This window comes from Allobaileyella intestinalis, assembly GCF_009695865.1.
Classification (GTDB): domain Bacteria; phylum Bacillota; class Clostridia; order Peptostreptococcales; family Anaerovoracaceae; genus Allobaileyella; species Allobaileyella intestinalis.
Genome location: NZ_VUNB01000007.1, coordinates 89,391 through 106,698 on the forward strand (window position 1 = coordinate 89,391; position 17,308 = coordinate 106,698).

Genomic DNA, 17,308 nt, shown 5'->3' on the forward strand with positions numbered 1-17,308 from the left:
ATTTCGTTCAATCCGTTCAATCCATATATTCCGTACAGATGCCTACATGATCAGGCCGCCGTTTACTCCCATGATCTGGCCTGTAACGAATCCGGACTGGTCAGAAGCGAGAAATTTCATTACTTTTACAACGTCTGCCGGCGTTCCAATACGGGAAAGGGGGGTGTCGTAGATAATGTCCTCCTGGGCTTCCTTTGACACTTCTGCATTCATTTCTGTGTCAATGAGTCCGGGGCAAATGCAGTTAACTCTTATTCCCGATGGACCTTCTTCTTTGGCCAGGGCTTTTGTCATTCCAATGAGACCGGCTTTGGCTGTAGAATATGCTACCTCGCAGGATGCACCAACCTGGCCCCACATTGAAGAAACTATTATGATACTTCCTTTTTTTCTGCTGATCATGCCGGGAAGTACTGCCCTGACGCATCTGTAAACACCATTCAGGTTAGTCTCGATCATGTTGCCCCAGCGGTCCTCGTCGAAGTCTGTGAAGAGTCCAAAATCGGATATCCCCGCATTGCAGATAAGAACATCTATTTCGTTTTCAAAAAACTCATTCGCCACGTCCATGGCTGCCTTCACTGATGGGGAGCTGGCGACATTGCATTTGATGTTCAGTGCTCCGGTTGCCTTGCTGAGCTCCAGAGCCTTCTGGGTGGAATTACGGTACATGAAAGCTACGCTGGAACCTTCGCCTGTAAACTCTCTGACTGCTTCGGCACCGATACCCCGGGATCCGCCTGTAATAAGTACTTTTTTATTTTTATTTGAACTTTTAATCAATGGTTGAATCGCATCCTTTCTTTACTATATTGTCGATGCATAGATGATATATTATCATCTGGAGAGGGCGGTGTCCATCAGAGGGACCGCTGTTGACGGATATTTATGAAAAAAAGCTTGCGGTGGTGCCAGGCGTGTGGTATATTAAATAGGCGTTCTGCGGAGCTAACAGTTATTGCAGGATTGCGAAAAGAATATCGGTATGTGGAGGATTGACCGAGCGGCTAAGGAGCTTGATTGGAAATCAAGTAAGGTGTAACAGCCCCGTGGGTTCGAGTCCCATGTCCTCCGCCAGATTGAGCAGCTTTTAGAAGCTGCTCTTTTTTTATGCAATTCCAAAGGATCCGGCGATTGCAACGGTTTGCGGGTTTCAGAGCATCCGGTTTTGCACCGCATATAACCGCATACAACGGTATATAACGGCATGTTTTTTGAGGATTTTGATGGGAGAAAATGTGCGAATTCGCATATTTTTGAGAGTCCGTGGAACTTGAAGCTGCGGAGTGGTCACACCTGTTGGGAGCGATTGTGCGATTTCGCATAATTGATGCGGACATCTCCTTTACTTAATATGTAGATATCGATCTGAGGCAGAGGCCGGCTCCGGCATCTGCCTCAGATAGTACATATGAAAAGAGAAAGGAGATGATGCCGGATGCCGGACGAAACATTTCAAAAAAACAAGCCCCATTCAACTAATGAGAATACATTTTATTCCAATGAAGACAAGAGCGGTTCCGCGCAGAGGAAAATCTATGCGATTCCGATCTCCGAGATCGACACCTTCCCAAAGCACCCATTCCATGTGAAAGAAGACGAGGACATGAAAGCCCTGGTGGACAGCATCCGGATGAACGGCGTGCTCACGCCGGCTGCCGTCCGGAAGAAGGAAAACGGCAGATATGAACTGCTGTCGGGCCACCGGAGAAAACGGGCCTGCGAAATTGCAGGACTCAGCACCCTACCCTGCAAAATCGTAGAACTGAATCAGGATGAAGCCGTCATCTTCATGGTGGACAGCAACCTGCAGAGAACAGAAATCCTTCCCAGTGAGAAAGCCTTTTCATATAAGATGCGGCTTGATGCCATGAAACGACAGGGAAAACGAACCGATTTAACTTCTGCACCACTGGAGCAGAAGTTGGAGCAACAAACTTCTCGGAATATTTTAGCCAATCAAATCGGTGAAAGTTCCGAACAAGTTCGCCGGTACATCCGCCTGACCCATCTCATTCCGTCTCTCCTGCGGATGGTGGATGAGAAAAAGATCGCCCTGCGTCCTGCCGTGGAACTTTCCTATCTTCCACGAGAATGGCAGGAAGTTGTTGTTGCAGCCGTCCATTATCAGAAACGAACGCCCAGTCACACTCAGGCGAAGGAATTAAGAAAGCTGGCCGAAAGCAGCAGCCTCACCAGAGAGCTGGTCTATCAACTGCTGGGTGAGAAAAAGCCGAATCAGAAAGACCGGGTCATTCTGAAAGCAGATACGATCAGGACATATCTTCCGAAGGACCTTCCGGCTTCACAGCGCGAAGAATACATTATCAAAGCACTGGATCACTATGGCAAGTACCGGGCAAGGCGGGAACGGGCGAAGCACGCTCGTTAAGATATGAGAAGCATATTTACATGGATCGGCTGCAGGAAAAAATAATTTTCCACTTGCTGCCGTCATTCGCATAATTGCTGTCGGTGTATTTCTTCCTTATGATAAAAGAAAAAAGGAGGTCAGAAAGATGTTCGGAAACAAATATAAGCTGAGCTACGACGAGCGCCGGATCATCGTCCTTTGCCTGATCGAAATGAAAAACAAGCTGATACAGGAGAACCGCTACACCGATGCCATCGACGATCTCCTGGTGAAATTCCTTGACGATTAAGCTATCCTTTCAGCCGGAAGCTGAATACATGACCCTGCACAATCCGGTGCGGGGTTATTTTTCTATCCGGCTTTCGGAGAAAGGATAAGAGATGGCTACAACAAAGGAAACAATGGAAATTATTGCAATGGGGCTGGGAGAAACCGGAGCCCGTGAAACAGAAAGCTGCGCAGGCTGCCCGTTAGTGGATGCACTTGCCAGGAGAGCTGCAGAGCATTTTGCCGGTATGACAGAAGAGATGGATGAGGAAGTGGTCCTGGAGATCGTGCGCAAGCTGGAAACAGAGGCCTGTTCGGATGAACCGGGTACTATGATCGCCCTTCTCGGCAGGATCTTCCGCCAGAATGGAATGGAATCCGCTGCAGCGGAAATGGAGGCACTGGATTACTGCATCAGTGAAGTTCCTGATACCTGCGAAGTATTTGCCGATTCATTCTTTGATGACGGATATGTTGACTGGTACTGCGTGGAAGGCTGGCTTCGTGACATGTTTCCCAGCAAGGATCAGAAGCTGCTGAGTTAGGAGGTCAGGAATGGCAAAATGCGAAACCATTGCGATCTGCAATCAGAAAGGAGGCGTGGGAAAAACCACCACGGCGCTGAATCTGGGCGTGGGTCTTGCCAGAGCCGGAAAGAAGGTGCTGCTCATCGACTCAGATCCTCAGGGGGATCTCACTCAATCACTTGGTTGGAATGGTGACGATCTGGAAAAATCTCTGGGCAGGCTGATGTACTTGGTCACCAAAGACTGCAAACCCATTGTGGAAGATACGATCCTTCATCACGAGGAAAGCGTGGATCTGATCCCGTCCAATCTGGATCTCTCTTCTATGGAAGTCAGTTTGGTGAACGCCATGAGCAGAGAAAAGGTGCTGGATAACCTTCTTCAGCCGGTAAAGAAAAACTACGAATATATTCTGATCGACTGTATGCCGTCTCTCGGCATGATCACCATCAATGCGCTGACCGCAGCGGACAAAGTAATCATTCCTGTGCAGGCACAGTATCTTCCGGCCAAAGGAATGACGCAGCTGATGAAGAGTATCGACCGGGTCAAGACACACACCAATCCGGACCTGAAGATCGGCGGGATCGTCATGACGCTGGTGGATAACCGGACCAACCTGGCAAGAGATGTGATCAGCAGCATCCGGACCCACTACGGAATGGCGATACGGATCTTCGATACCCAGATCCCGGTGGCGGTGAAAGCGGCCGAGGCAGCCAAGTCCGGACAGAGTATATTCACCTACGATGAAAACGGAAAGGTGGCGAAAGCTTATGAAGCATTGACGAAGGAGGTGATCCGCGGTGGCGAAAGAGAAAAGAGAAGAGATACGGTTTCCCTCACTCGATGAACTGTTTTCCTCTCAGGAAGAACGGGATGATGCAAAGCTCAAGCGGATCTACGAGATTCCGCTGACAGAGATCGATCCCTTCCCGGATCATCCCTACAAGGTCCGGGATGACGAGGACATGATGAATCTGGTGGAGAGTGTCCGCGTTAACGGGATCATTACTCCCGCTACGGTACGGAAAAAAGAAGACGGGCGGTATGAGCTTCTATCCGGACACAGGAGAAAAAGAGCCTGCGAGCTGGCCGGACTCCCCACTCTCCGATGCGACGTCGTAGAAATGGACCGGGATGAAGCTACGGTCTTCATGGTGGAATCCAACTTTCAGAGAACAACGATTCTTCCAAGTGAGAAAGCATTCGCATACAAGATGAGGCTGGAGGCGATGAATAGGCAGGGAAAACGAACTGATTTAACTTCGTCCCCACTGGGGACGAAGTTAGAAAGATCAAATATAGAATTATCTAATCAAGTTGGAGATAGTAAGAGCCAAATTCACCGGTATATCCGCCTCACCGAGCTGATTCCGGAAATTCTGGAACTGGTGGATGAAGGAAAGATTGCCCTCCGTCCGGCAGTAGAACTTTCATATATCCAGAAAGATATTCAGGAAGATATCTTCAACTGCATCGACATGGAGCAGTGCACTCCTACCCATTCTCAGGCGATCAGGATGAGAAAAATGGCTGCGGAAAGCAAACTGACTCCGGAATCCATCGAGGCAATCATGCTGGAGGAAAAGCCCAACCAAAAGGAGCGGATCGTCTTCCGGGGAGACCGGATTGCAAAGCTTTTTCCAAGGGACCTGCCGCTGTCCAAACGGGAGGATTTTGTTGCGGCAGCCATGGAACACTACAACCGCTTCCTTCAGCGAAAAGCAAGGGATCAGGAGCGGTAAAATGTGGGAGTACGCATTCCCCGTTTTCCCTCCCTGTAACCCTCCCTTTAATTACTACCAGTTACTACCCGAAGAAGAAAAATACTTAAAAGAAGAGAGGCAAGTCAGGACGTCTGTGTGAAAGCACAGGCGTTTTTGCTTGCCCTATCACGGCGCTTTAGCGCCGATGAAGGTCAGCCGCAAGAAATTCCCGAATCTGCGATTTGGTGAATTTTTCTGCGATTGCCATGAAACGGAAAGGAGAAATGCTTTGAACAGAAAAACAGAGCTCAAGCAGAAATTCAAGCAGCTGCTCACCATCGCCTTTGCATCCATGATGGTACTGGGATCCGCCCTTCCTGCAGTGACGGAGACGGCCAGCGCATTCACCGGCAAAGTGGGAAGCAGCTATACGGTCACTGACGGAGGCAGGATCACCTACGGCTCCGGTGACGGAGGCTACAGCAATTCCAGAAAATGCGACCTGGGAGACGGGCTGGGAAGCCGGTATACCTACTGCGTCCAGCCGGCCAAGGCATCGCCGCCTACAGGAAAGGTCACGGTAGACAAAGTAATCACCGATGCAGACGACAAAGGAAAATGGAATGCGCTCAGGAACATCGTATTCTACTCCCCGTCCTATCCGGGATATGAAAAGAATACCGGCAATATCAAGGGCGCATATTACACCGGAAACTTCACCAAAGACTGGGCCATCGCTCATCTGGCTATGGCGTATGTTTACGAAGGAAGGCCGTCCGATATGGCGACCTGGGGCGGAACGAAGGCTTCCGGTCTGGGCGATATCTGGACAAAGGCGAAGAAACTGGGAGACGGACTCTGGAATGCGGATTCGGAAAAAGATGAGGCCATCCCGGGAAATTTCAAGGTGTTCATCAGCACCATGAGCGGCGTGCAGGACATGGTGGCGGGATATCTGGAGGATATCCGGGGCGGATTCCGCCTGCAGAAGATCGATAACGATCTGGATGAACAGTATGCACAGGGAGATGCCACGCTGGAAGGTGCGGAATTCACCGCATTTAACAAAAGCGGTCATTCTGTTTTCCTCGGAGAAAAGAAGATCAATCAGGGAGAAGCGGCAGTTACGATCAGGACGGACAAGAACGGCCTTGCGAAGTCTGCTGCTGACGCCCTGCCCTACGGCGATTATCTGGTGAAAGAGACCAAAGCGCCTGCCGGATATCTTCTGAATGAGAAATGGTCCAGAGCCATCAGCATCCGAAAAGACGGAGAAATCATCGACATCACTTCGGATCCGGTGAAGGAAGAAATTCAGCGGGGCGGCGTTCAGATCGTAAAGCGGGACAAGGAACTGAAAAAATCAGAGGCCCTCGGCGGCGCTGATCTGAACGGAATCGAGATGACCATTAAAAACGTATCCGGTCATGATGTTGTAGTCCGCACCGATATCGGAAGTGCGGAAAACAAGGTGGACTGGAAGGTGCTTTCCTCGAAGAAGGACCTGATTGATTCGGGAAAAGTCAAGCGTGTAAAGTCCGGCGAGGATGTGGGAAAGATCACCGTGCGCTGGAACGAGGCGAAGAAAGCCTACACGGCAGAGACTCTTCCGGATGATCTTCCATACGGAACCTACACCATCCGGGAGACGAAGACAAACAAAACCTACCAGAGGACGGATAAGAGCGAGCATCTGTTCAAGATCAGGGAAAACGGAAAAACCGTTTCCCATGATGACGGACAGAACGAAATGGCGCTGACCTTTGACGACTATGTCTACCGCAGCGATGTACAGGGAACCAAGATCGGTGACGGCGATTCCCGCAGGTTTGCCTTTGTCCCGTTCAAAATCACCGCTGCTTCAAACGGTGAGACCCATGTGGTGGTCACGGACAAAAACGGATTCTTCTCCACAAAAGACCGAAGAACCGCAGGCGATCTGGAAGAGGAAGAAGGAAAAGACAATGCCCGCAGACAGAACCCGTTTGATGATCTTCTGAACGAGAAACAGATCTCTGCCGGGTCTCTGAAAAAGAGAGCGGATCAGATCCGATGCGGCGTGTTCTTCGGAACCGGACAGTTCGGGAGCAAAGCTGCCATGATCACCGGAGAAGGAGCCCTGCCTTATGACACTTACACCATCGAAGAGATGCGCTGCGAGAACAACAAGGGATATGTTCTGCAGAAATTCAGCTTCACTGTGGATGAGAAATCAAGAGACGGACTTGTTGACCTGGAGACCATCACGGATGATCTGATTACTATCGGCACCAAAGTGAAAGCTGAAAAGACCGGAACGAATCTTTCTGCTGCAGAAAAGGACGTGAAACTCATTGACACCGTCTCCTACACCAATCTGGTTCCCGGGAAGGAATATGTTCTGAAGGGAAAGCTCATGGATCAGAAGACCGGGAAAGAACTTCTGTTGAACGGAAAGCCGGTGATTTCCCAGAAGAAATTCGTGCCGGAAAAGAAGGACGGAACCGTGGATGTGGAGTTTGTCTTCAGCGGTACGGGCCTTGCCGGAACCTCAACGGTAGTGTTCGAGGACCTCTATGAGAACGATGTGAACATCGCATCTCATGCGGAAATCAAGGACGAAGGCCAGACCATCCACTTCCCGGAGGTAAAAACCCATGCGGAGGACCGGAAGACAAAGGATGAAGTCGGGGAAACCCGCAAGGAAACCACCATCGTGGACAAGGTAAACTACCGCAATCTGATTCCGGGAAAAGAATACACAGTAAGAGGCGTTCTGATGGACAAAAAGACCGGAAAACCGGTGACCGTAAATGGAAAGACGGTTACTTCCGAGAAAAAATTCACGGCAGACAAGGCAGACGGAACGGTGGAAATGAACTTCACCTTCGATGCATCTTCCCTGAAGGGCAGGACCACTGTTGTGTTTGAGGATCTCTTCTATGAAGGAATCAGGGTCGCCTCTCACGGGGATCTCACCGATCAGGATCAGACAATCTGGCATCCGGAGATCAAAACAACGGCAAAGGACAGCAAGTCCGGAAATCATGAAGTTTCCCGGGACAAGAAGGTCTCCATTGTGGATACCGTCAGCTATCACAACCTTATTGTGGGAAAGGAATACACGGTAAAGGGTGTCCTGATGAACAAAGGAACAGGAAAGCCGGTCCGTGACGGACTTTCTGCCGTGACTTCCGAGAAGACGTTTACCGCAGAGAAGAAAGACGGAACGGTCGAGATGCAGTTCACCTTTGACGCCGAAAAGCTGCAGGGAGACGATGTGGTCGTGTTCGAGGACCTGATCCATAACGGGATCACTGTTACCAGCCATGCGGATCTATCCGATAAGGACCAGACTGTTCATTTTCCGAAGAAGCCGGAGAAACCGGGGACTCCGACGGAGACCCCTGCTCCGCCGAAGACCGGAGACAGGACAAAGCTTCTGGGATATATCGCTCTGATGCTGGCAGCGGGAACCGCAGCAGCAGGAATCGCATACAAGAGAAGACGACTCCATAAGCTTTCGGAAGATCAGGATGATCTGAAGAAATAGAGTATTGAATAGAGAACGATGCGGAAGAGCGGCAGCGATGCCGCTCTTTTCTGTTCGGTCAGGAGGAAAAGGAAATGATTAAAAGCGGGATCAATGGTGAGATCCGAAACGAAAATGAATGCCGGTTTAACCGCAGCATCGCCATGATATGCGGGATCCGGCCGGCGCTGATCGCTCAGTATCTCTGGGAGATCATGGAGTACGAGAACGGCACGGCCGATGATTACTGGAGAAAGATGCCGCAGAAAATGATCCAGACGGTCTACCCGTTTCTGAGCCGGCATATGATCCGGGATGCCATGAAGGAACTGACGGAATGCCGGATTCTTCGTGCTTCGGAGAGAAACGAGAGCCGGTTCGACCGGACCAGATGGTACCAGTTCACCGAATACGGCATGGAGCTGATGAGCCCCGGGAGTTACGCATGAACGGGCTGAAGCGGCACAGGCAGTGCCCGGAAAACTGCCGCTACCGCAGAAAGGAAGCCCCCTTCTGCGGATACTGCATGATGGAGATCATTTATGGAAAGCGAGAGGAGGACAAGGATGACAGCAGACAAAAACAAGCTGAAGACACTGAACAAACTGACAGATGAGGGATTTGACACGGAAAAGAAGATCACATCCATCGATATGAAAGTAGCCTATGACCACGGACTGAGCGGAGAGATCGGCGTGATCCTGGAGCTGCAGGAAGCGATCCGGGACCGGAAGGTCATCGCCTACCTTTGCAACGCAATGGACGATGCGAAGCCGAAACCCGCAAAGACAAACAGCAGTGATCCTGCAGGAAAGGAGGATGGCAATCATGAAAGAGACCATGAAAACGAATACAGCGGATACCAGATTCATCAGTGAAATGGAAGAACTCAGGAAGCTGGTGAATGATCTGGAAGACGGAACGGTGATCAGCATCCGCATCGAGGAGGTGATGATTCTTGCCGAAGAAGAGCGAAAATGAGATCAAAGTCGTGAACGTCCGGCTGGTCAAAGAGCCCTCTCTCTATTCCACCAAAGAAGTCACGTCACCGGAAGCTGTAATGGAAGTGGTGGCAGGCGAGCTGAAAAACTATGACCGTGAGGTGTTTGCGGTCCTGAATCTGAAGACGAACGGCAAACCCATCAACCTTCATATCTGCAGCGTAGGAACGCTGGATGCAGCCATGATCAATCCGAGAGAGGCGTTCAAGGCCATCATTTTGTCCAATGCGGCAGCCTTTATCTGTATTCACAATCATCCTTCCGGAAACTGTGAGCCGAGCCAGGCGGATATTGCCGTTACCGAGAGACTGGTCAAATGCGGCGAACTCATGGGCATCAAAATGCTGGATCATATCATCATCGCCGGTGAGACCGGAGAACAGACCAGTTTTCTCAGAGAAGGACTGCTGGACGGAATGCGGTCCAGAGACGACTATACAAGTGAGTGGGAACGATAGCATAAATACTGCTGAAAAGCCCTGCATCTGCAGGGCCTCTACATGCAGGGAAAGATCATTTTCTCTGTACTTTCAGTTTCGGGAGGTGATGAATATGGCCGGATATACGGCAAAAGAAATCGAGCGGGCCCGGGAGATGGATCTTCTGACCTATCTCAGGCAGAACGATCCGGGAAATCTGGTCCATATTTCAGGCGGTGAATACTGCACCAGAGAGCATGACAGCCTGAAGATCTCCAACGGCAAATGGATGTGGTGGTCCAGAGGCTTCGGCGGCGCATCGGCGCTGGACTATCTGATCAAAGTAAAAGACATTCCATTCACAGAAGCGATGAAAATGATACTTAAAACGGAGGCGGAACAGCCTCCGTTTTCTTTTGCCCCGAAGAACGGCAAAGCAAAGCGGCTGCTCCTGCCGGAAAAGGCGCAGGACAATCAGGTGGTTCTTCGCTATCTTACCGGCCGCGGAATCGACCGGGAAATTCTCGGAAAATGCATCGATGAAGGTCTGCTTTATGAGTCGCTGCCTTCCCACAGTGCAATTTTTCTGGGATTTGATGAAAACAATAAAGCGAGATACGCCTTCTTCCGGGGGACCGGAAAAGACCGGATCATGGGCGAGGCTGCTGGCTCCGACAAGCACTTTTCCTTCCGGATCGAAGGCACGGTAAAGTGCGTCCATGTATTTGAAGGGGCCATCGACCTTCTGTCCTATGCAACGATCCGCAGGATGAGCGGAGAAAGATGGAACAGTGAATCACTGCTCTCTCTGGGTGGCGTATATGGAGGAGCGAATGCCGTAAAGCTTCCGGTAGCACTTGAAAATTATCTGGATCACCATCCGGAAACGGAAGAAATCATTCTCCGTCTGGATGATGATCCCGCCGGAAGAAGTGCGGCCGCATCGATCATCGGCAGGCTGAACGGACGATACCGCATCCGGGACGAGCCACCTTTACACGGAAAGGACTACAACGACGAGCTGATGTTTCTGAAAACCCTGCAGCAGAAAGGAGATCTGAGATTTGGATGAAAAGAAGAAACGTGGACCTGAACGGAAGAGCCGGCAGGAACAGATCCGGGAGATCACCGACCGGCTTGAAGAAGGCGTGAAGGAAGTATTTGAAAGCGACAAGTACCGGGAAATGCTGAAGTGCATGAGCAAATTTCACCACTACTCTCTGAATAACTGTCTGCTGATCGCCATGCAGTACCCTTCCGCCTCCCTGGTTGCAGGCTACCGGACATGGCAGAAGGAATTCGACCGGCAGGTCCGCAAAGGAGAAAAAGGAATCCGCATTCTGGCTCCCTGCAAGTACAAGGTGGAAAAAGATGCTGCAGACGATGGGGATAAGGAGATCGTTGAGATCACCGGCTTTCGGGTGGTCAGCGTGTTCGCCTATGAGCAGACGGAAGGCAGAGAGTTCCCGATGATCGGCGTAAACGAGCTGACCGGAGACGTGAAAAATTATCACAAACTGTTCAATGCGCTGAAGGATATCTGTCCGGTTCCCATCTGTTCCGAGAATATTGAGGGCGGCGCCAACGGGTATTACGACGATGCGGCAAAGCGTATCGCCATACGGTCCGGCATGAGTCAGGTCCAGACCATCAAGACCATGATCCATGAGATCAGTCACCAGAGACTACACTCTAAAGAGAATACGGATGAGGAAAAGCCGCAGGACCGCAGTACAAAGGAAGTCGAGGCGGAGAGCATCGCCTACACCGTATGCAGTCACTTCGGTCTGGATACTGCAGATTATACCTTCGGATATGTGGCCGGATGGTCCTCCGGAAAGGACACAAAGGAGCTGAGAAATTCGCTGGAACGGATCAGAAAGACTGCAGATGAGATGATCACATCCATCGATCAGGCAATGGAAAAACAGCGCGAGAAGAGTGAAAAGAAGATTGAGAATGAGCGATGACAGTTCTTCCCGTATGGTGAAGGCACAGGTTATTAACGGTGGTATTCAAGTCCATATAGTGACGGGAACCAGATGAATCGTTGTCAAATGGATATGATTCTTGCTTTTACGCTAACAATATGCAATAATGTAAGCATGAAAGGAAGAAATAATGACGACTTACGATAAGATTAATTCAATAGCAAAGGCGAATAACGGAATTGTCACATCCTCTATGGTAAGGGATCAGGGAATCCCCTCCTGGTATCTCTCGGAAATGGTCAAAAAAGGGCGCATTCAGAGAGTTGCAAGAGGAATTTATTGTGATGCTTCCGGTGATTATGATGAGTACTATTTCTTTCAAATTACGAACAGCAGATGTATCTATTCGTTTCAAAGCGCACTGTATCTTCATGGCATGACAGATCGTGTGCCCTATCAGAAAGAGGTCACCGTCTACAAAGGATACAACAGCTCGCGAATTTCCGACGGAACCATATTTCATTTTGTAAAAAAAGAAATTTATGCGATGGGTATCACTGAGAAACCAACTGTCTTCGGGAATGCGGTCAGGGTTTATGACAAAGAACGGACCATCTGCGACCTGATTGCAGGAAGGAAAAATGCTGATGTGGAGATATTCTCTCATGCCATGAAGGCCTATGCCAGCGATCCTGACAGAGACTATAAGAAACTCCGTGCTTATGCCGGCGTGATGAAGATTGAAAAGAAAGTGGATGACATCCTGGAGGTAATATGAACAAAGATAAAATGATGGCTCTGATCAGGAAGAGGTCAAAAGAATCAGGTGTCTCGATCAACACGTTATTACTGCTGTATTTCTTCGAACATTTTTTAGAACGCATTGCAGCAAGCAAATACAGGACAGATTTGATTTTGAAAGGGGGATTTCTTCTTTCATCGGTACTGGGGATACAAACACGAACAACGATGGATATGGATATGTCTTTGAGAAATCATCCATTGAGTGAAAGTGAAATTAGAAAGATTTTTTCAGAACTGGCCGCTTCCGATAGTTCGGATGGACTGCGATATATTATAAAATCGATTGATAACATTAAAATTGAAGATCAATATCCCGGATATAAAATTTCGATGGAGGGTCAAATTGAGAATATACGTCAACCCTTCAGCATAGATGTTGCGACTGGAGATCCGATAACGCCAGATGCGATCGAATATCCATACTGTTCTGTATTTGAAGATGACAAAACTGTAAAAGTAATGTCATATAACCTTGAGACTATTATTGCAGAGAAACTCGAGACGGTTGTTTCAAGAAAGACGGATAATAGCCGCAGCAAGGATTTTTACGACCTTTACCTTCTGTTTAATTTGAAATCAGATAACCTTGATAAAAACAAACTGCGGGAGGCAGTGAATACAACTTTTGCGTATCGGAATACAGAACTTGATGCAAATAGTATACTCAGCGATTTGAACGATATTCAATCGAATGCCGGATTTCGTAAACGCTGGGAGCTGTATTGCAAGCGAAATGCTTATGTCGGTGAACTTTCTTTTGATCAAATGATCGAAAGTTTGAGAGGATATATATCAATTTATCTGTAGATCATTGATGCGCAGATGTCTGCAACGGAGACTTGAATGTCTCCGTCTTTTTTATTGCAGCAGAACGCTGTGCTGCCAAAGTTACTGCATATTAATCGTGAAAGGAGACCCTCATATGAACGAACATAATGAAAACGATAAGCTCCGGGTGCTGTTGCTTAAGCCCGGAGAGCTGGCAGAGATTACAGAAATCGAGGACGATCTGGAGTCGATGCAAAGGCTCGTGGAGGGAAATATTGAAGAATATATGCCCTTTGAGGATGCATCGGATCCACGCGTCGGAGACTGCGCCATCGTCTGCAACGAGGAAGGAAAAATGCTCGGCATGGAACTGAACAGAGGAATATTTGATCAGAACGGACGGCTGCAGGAGATCATTGCAGGTCCGTTTTTTATTTGCTACGCACCTGTCGAAAGCGAAAAATTCCTGTCCATGCCGCCTGATCTGGAAGAAAAAATGCGGAAAAAATTTGAATTTCCGGAGCAGTTTTATGTCTCGGAAAACGGAATCAGGTCGAAGAAATTTCATCCAATGAAGCACGAGAGAAAACAGTCTATGGAAAGGTAGGATGCTGTGCATAACTTTAGCAAGCAAAGCCTTCGTACTCCCATGTGAGTACAAAGGCATGGGCACCGGACGCCGGCACCCATAGATTTAGGGAGGACCCTAATACCCCTAGCCTTGCGAAGCAAGTCGCAGCGCAAGCGCGATGCAGGTGAGCAATGGCAGGTGTTTATGCAAGGATTGCCCGAAGCGAAGCGAGGATGCAATCTACTGCAAGACCCCGGAAAATGGAGGTGAGATTTTGGGCAGAAGAGGAAAAAAGAAACAGTTCTGGCTCAGCGATCAGCAGGCGGAGGATCTGGCGGAGAAAGCGAAGCGGGCGTGCATGACTGAAACCGATCTGGTCCGTCTCCTTCTCCGGGACTATGTTCCGCCGGAAAGACCGGGGCCGGAATTTTTTGAGGACATGAACCGGATATCGGAATTTGCGGAGCGATTGCAGACACTATCCACAGTAACGTCCGGCGAGGAAGCACAAGAGTTTCTTGAGTCAGAGGCAAAAGCATGGCGCACGTTCAGGCTCGAGATGGAACGGAAATACCTGATGCCGGAAAGGAGGAAAACAGAATGGCAGTGACGAAAATCAAAAGGATCCGGGGCAATCCCGGAAACCCTTTGTCATATATCGGCAATCCGGAGAAGACCAGAAACCTTGACTTCTCCGATGCAGACCGGCAGGCGCTTGCAGATGTTATTGCCTACGCTGCCGACGAAAGCAAAACGGAGAAGCAGTACTTCACTACCGGGATCAACTGCGATGTGGAGAATGCGAGAGAACAGTTCAACATTACCAAACAGAGCTTCAACAAGACGGGAGGAATCGTATGCGGACACTGCATGCAGAGCTTCGAGGGCTACGAGGTGGCGCCGGAGGAAGCCCACGAGATCGGAGTGCAGCTGGCGAAGGAACTCTGGGGCGACCGCTTTCAGATCGTGGTTGCCACTCACTTGAATACAAACAATGTTCATAACCACATCGTTTTCAACTCGGTATCCTTTGTGGACGGAAAACGTTTTCACTTCTGCACGGAAGAGACCATGCGGATCCGTGCGGCGTCCGACCGGATCTGCCGGGAGCGGAATCTGTCCGTCATCGAACATCCGGAAGGAAAGCGGATCCCCTACTCTCTCTACAAAATGGAGAAAGCAGGCATGCCCACCAGGTACAATGTGGCAAGGCAGGCGCTGGACGAAGCCGTTTCGGTCAGCGTCAACATGGAGGAATTCAAGTCGGAGCTGAAAAAGCGGGGTTATCTTTATCAGTTCGATCCCAGGCGGAAGTACTGGACGGTGACTCCGCCGGGATGGACGAAAGCCATCCGGACCGACCGCCTCGGCGAACAGTATACCAGAGAGATGATCCAGCAGAGAGTATTCTCAAATGATATCGGTGTCAGGATGAAGCGGCTGCAGAAAGAGTCCCGCAGCTCCAATCACTATGACCTGAAGCGCAGGATCGACAAAATCAAAGGGAGAAGCGGTCTGGAAAAACTGTATCTCCGGTACTGCTACGAGCTGGGATACCTGCCGAAGTACCGTCAGAATCCCATGAGGCTTCATGCGGTCCTGAAAGAGGAGCTTTTGAAGTGCGATCTGTACAGCGAAGAAGCAAAGCTTCTTGCCAGATACAGCATCAGCACAGAGGAGGATCTGGAAAAACGGATGAAGACTCTGACAAAGCAGTACTCTGCTGTCAGTACCCGGCGGGATGAACTGAGGCAGAAGCTCCGGCGGAAGATGCCGGAAGAGGAAGAGGCGCAGTGTCGGGAACAGATCAGGGAACTGACCGCAGAACTGAAGGAGGCTCGGAAGGAACTGAAGCTCTGCCGGGACATCCGGGAACGGTCCGGTCAGGTAGAGCGGAATCTTGAAACCGTGATCGAGGACAGAACACGGGGAAAGGAGAGAAAACAATTATGAATCCAGGAGGAGATGCAGCAGAACAGGTCGTCAGGCTGTCGCTGGAAGGCGTGGAGGTGGCGGCGAGGATCACCGGAAACGGAGCCAAGAACATCGCCATTCTTCTTCACGCCGTGCTGAAGGAAGAACAAAAGACAAAGGGAAAGACCCGGCTCACCAACATGCTGAGAACCGGAAAGGAACTGAAGGTTTACACGGTGCAGCAGAAGGACCTGAAGAAATTCACACAGGAAGCCAAACGTTACGGGGTGCTCTACTGCGTGCTGCGGGACAAGAATAACAAAGACGAGAACGCTGTGGTGGATGTAATCGCAAGAGCTGAGGACGCATCCAAGATCCAGCGGATCACTGAACGCTTCCGTCTGGGAACGGTGCCAACAGCGTCCGTCACCGGCAGCGTCAAAGAGCAGGAAAAATATTTTCCGGAAAAAGACGCACGGGAGAAGAAGGAGCCGGAGGCAAGGAGCGAAAGAACCATGGGAGCAGGCCCCGGGAAACAAAAGCAGAAGGCAAACCCCGATTTGGCGAGGATGGCAAACGACCCTCCGTCCGAGCCAAGCTTGAGGCAAACAAGCCGCTCAAATGGGTCGACTGGAATGAATAAGCCATCTGTCCGGGAGAAACTGAGCTACTACCGGAGGCGGCAGTCCCGGGAGCAGAAGCTGTCCCGTGAAAAAGAGAAGATGCCTTCAGCCAAAGAAAATATTGTGAAAGTGCCGCTTCCGAAGCGGCCGGGAAAGGAGCGATAGGGAATGAATCAGGTAAATAGCAGTGATACCTTCGACCGTGAAGTATACAAAACCCGGAAGAGAGAAGAAAAAGACCGCATCTTTGAAATGCTGTCCGAGGAGACGCAGAAGCTTCTGGATCCGGAGAAACTGAAGACCTATGCGGATGTACAGGCAAGGTTCCTTCGAAGTTCTGTTTCCAATGCCCTTCTTATCGGGCGGCAGAGACCGGAGGCAACATGGATCCGCTCCTTTGATGACTGGAAGCAGGACAATATTTTTGTCAATAAAGGCGAGAAAGCCATCCTGATGCTGAAGCCGGTCACCTATGAGAAACCGGACGGAAGTCAGGGGTTTGCATCGGAGGTCAGCAAGAACTTTGATGTCACTCAGACTACGGCGATGGGAAGGACGATCAGCAGGAAGGAATACCACGAGATGAACGGAATGCCGTCACCGGAAGAGCTGCTGGGAGTCGTGCGTCAGCGGGCGATGACGACATTTGTCCGTGACGAGGCGCTTCGGGGAAGGACCGTAAATCTGGCGGATCTCAGTGTATATCTCATGGCGAAGCACTACCGGCTGGATCCGCCGGATGTGGATTTCGAACGCATTGCCCGTTTCTTCGAAGGCCGCAAGGAAAAAGATGTACGCCGTGAACTGACCGCAGTGAAAACGGTGGCTGACGAAGTGAACAGAGAGATGCTGGCCCGAGCCAGAGACGGTCGTGAGAATGAGAGGTAGC

General features: G+C 50.0%; 20 protein-coding genes and 1 tRNA gene. 20 read left to right on the plus strand and 1 reads right to left on the minus strand.

What is annotated here, in order from left to right:
• Window positions 1-42: 42 nt before the first annotated feature.
• A complete protein-coding gene (gene fabG, locus FYJ66_RS08810; RefSeq protein WP_154573132.1) occupies window positions 43-783 on the minus strand; it encodes a 3-oxoacyl-ACP reductase FabG in 741 nt (246 codons plus the stop codon).
• Window positions 784-989: 206 nt separating this feature from the next.
• On the opposite strand from fabG, the gene FYJ66_RS08815 reads away from it, so the two are divergent.
• From FYJ66_RS08815 to FYJ66_RS08905, 20 genes are all read left to right on the plus strand, one after another.
• Window positions 990-1,077 (plus strand) — tRNA-Ser (locus FYJ66_RS08815).
• A gap of 361 nt (window positions 1,078-1,438) precedes the next feature.
• Entirely contained in the window at window positions 1,439-2,392 is a 954-nt protein-coding gene (locus tag FYJ66_RS08820) for a ParB/RepB/Spo0J family partition protein (RefSeq protein WP_154573133.1), read from the plus strand.
• A gap of 127 nt (window positions 2,393-2,519) precedes the next feature.
• On the plus strand, window positions 2,520-2,663 hold the full coding sequence (locus FYJ66_RS09210; protein WP_168851741.1) for a hypothetical protein: 144 nt from the start codon (window positions 2,520-2,522) through the stop codon (window positions 2,661-2,663).
• A gap of 91 nt (window positions 2,664-2,754) precedes the next feature.
• Complete coding sequence (locus FYJ66_RS08825; protein WP_154573134.1) at window positions 2,755-3,186, plus strand: hypothetical protein; 432 nt, start codon at window positions 2,755-2,757, stop codon at window positions 3,184-3,186.
• A gap of 10 nt (window positions 3,187-3,196) precedes the next feature.
• Entirely contained in the window at window positions 3,197-4,021 is an 825-nt protein-coding gene (locus FYJ66_RS08830) for a ParA family protein (RefSeq protein WP_154573135.1), read from the plus strand.
• Window positions 3,975-4,916 carry a ParB/RepB/Spo0J family partition protein gene (locus tag FYJ66_RS08835; RefSeq protein WP_338071209.1) on the plus strand — a complete coding sequence of 314 codons (942 nt, stop codon included), beginning with the start codon at window positions 3,975-3,977 and terminating at the stop codon, window positions 4,914-4,916. The genes FYJ66_RS08830 and FYJ66_RS08835 overlap by 47 nt, the downstream gene beginning before the upstream one ends.
• 250 nt (window positions 4,917-5,166) lie before the next feature.
• A complete protein-coding gene (locus FYJ66_RS08840) occupies window positions 5,167-8,409 on the plus strand; it encodes a VaFE repeat-containing surface-anchored protein (protein ID WP_206157046.1) in 3,243 nt (1,080 codons plus the stop codon).
• A gap of 74 nt (window positions 8,410-8,483) precedes the next feature.
• Window positions 8,484-8,837 carry a hypothetical protein gene (locus tag FYJ66_RS08845; RefSeq protein ID WP_154573137.1) on the plus strand — a complete coding sequence of 118 codons (354 nt, stop codon included), beginning with the start codon at window positions 8,484-8,486 and terminating at the stop codon, window positions 8,835-8,837.
• Between the two features lie 117 nt (window positions 8,838-8,954).
• Entirely contained in the window at window positions 8,955-9,266 is a 312-nt protein-coding gene (locus FYJ66_RS08850) for a hypothetical protein (protein ID WP_154573138.1), read from the plus strand.
• Window positions 9,217-9,369, plus strand: a complete 153-nt coding sequence (locus FYJ66_RS08855) for a hypothetical protein (protein WP_154573139.1) — start codon at window positions 9,217-9,219, stop codon at window positions 9,367-9,369. The genes FYJ66_RS08850 and FYJ66_RS08855 overlap by 50 nt, the downstream gene beginning before the upstream one ends.
• On the plus strand, window positions 9,347-9,847 hold the full coding sequence (locus tag FYJ66_RS08860; RefSeq protein WP_235897400.1) for a JAB domain-containing protein: 501 nt from the start codon (window positions 9,347-9,349) through the stop codon (window positions 9,845-9,847). The genes FYJ66_RS08855 and FYJ66_RS08860 overlap by 23 nt, the downstream gene beginning before the upstream one ends.
• A gap of 94 nt (window positions 9,848-9,941) precedes the next feature.
• A complete protein-coding gene (locus FYJ66_RS08865; RefSeq protein WP_154573140.1) occupies window positions 9,942-10,880 on the plus strand; it encodes a DUF3991 and TOPRIM domain-containing protein in 939 nt (312 codons plus the stop codon).
• Window positions 10,873-11,778 (plus strand): ArdC-like ssDNA-binding domain-containing protein, encoded by a 906-nt coding sequence (locus FYJ66_RS08870; RefSeq protein WP_154573141.1) that lies wholly within the window; start codon window positions 10,873-10,875, stop codon window positions 11,776-11,778. Before FYJ66_RS08865 ends, FYJ66_RS08870 begins: the two co-directional genes overlap by 8 nt.
• A 151-nt stretch (window positions 11,779-11,929) precedes the next feature.
• Complete coding sequence (locus FYJ66_RS08875) at window positions 11,930-12,517, plus strand: type IV toxin-antitoxin system AbiEi family antitoxin domain-containing protein (protein ID WP_154573142.1); 588 nt, start codon at window positions 11,930-11,932, stop codon at window positions 12,515-12,517.
• The gene (locus tag FYJ66_RS08880) at window positions 12,514-13,350 is read left to right on the plus strand and encodes a nucleotidyl transferase AbiEii/AbiGii toxin family protein (RefSeq protein ID WP_154573143.1); all 837 of its coding nucleotides are present in this window, start codon (window positions 12,514-12,516) and stop codon (window positions 13,348-13,350) included. Before FYJ66_RS08875 ends, FYJ66_RS08880 begins: the two co-directional genes overlap by 4 nt.
• A 115-nt stretch (window positions 13,351-13,465) precedes the next feature.
• On the plus strand, window positions 13,466-13,918 hold the full coding sequence (locus tag FYJ66_RS08885; protein WP_154573144.1) for a DUF3846 domain-containing protein: 453 nt from the start codon (window positions 13,466-13,468) through the stop codon (window positions 13,916-13,918).
• Window positions 13,919-14,156: 238 nt separating this feature from the next.
• On the plus strand, window positions 14,157-14,492 hold the full coding sequence (locus tag FYJ66_RS08890; protein ID WP_154573145.1) for a hypothetical protein: 336 nt from the start codon (window positions 14,157-14,159) through the stop codon (window positions 14,490-14,492).
• Window positions 14,483-15,835 carry a relaxase/mobilization nuclease domain-containing protein gene (locus FYJ66_RS08895; protein WP_206157047.1) on the plus strand — a complete coding sequence of 451 codons (1,353 nt, stop codon included), beginning with the start codon at window positions 14,483-14,485 and terminating at the stop codon, window positions 15,833-15,835. The genes FYJ66_RS08890 and FYJ66_RS08895 overlap by 10 nt, the downstream gene beginning before the upstream one ends.
• Entirely contained in the window at window positions 15,832-16,584 is a 753-nt protein-coding gene (locus FYJ66_RS08900; RefSeq protein ID WP_154573147.1) for a PcfB family protein, read from the plus strand. The genes FYJ66_RS08895 and FYJ66_RS08900 overlap by 4 nt, the downstream gene beginning before the upstream one ends.
• 3 nt (window positions 16,585-16,587) lie before the next feature.
• Window positions 16,588-17,307 (plus strand): ArdC-like ssDNA-binding domain-containing protein, encoded by a 720-nt coding sequence (locus tag FYJ66_RS08905; RefSeq protein WP_154573148.1) that lies wholly within the window; start codon window positions 16,588-16,590, stop codon window positions 17,305-17,307.
• The last annotated feature ends 1 nt before the right edge of the window (window position 17,308 follow it).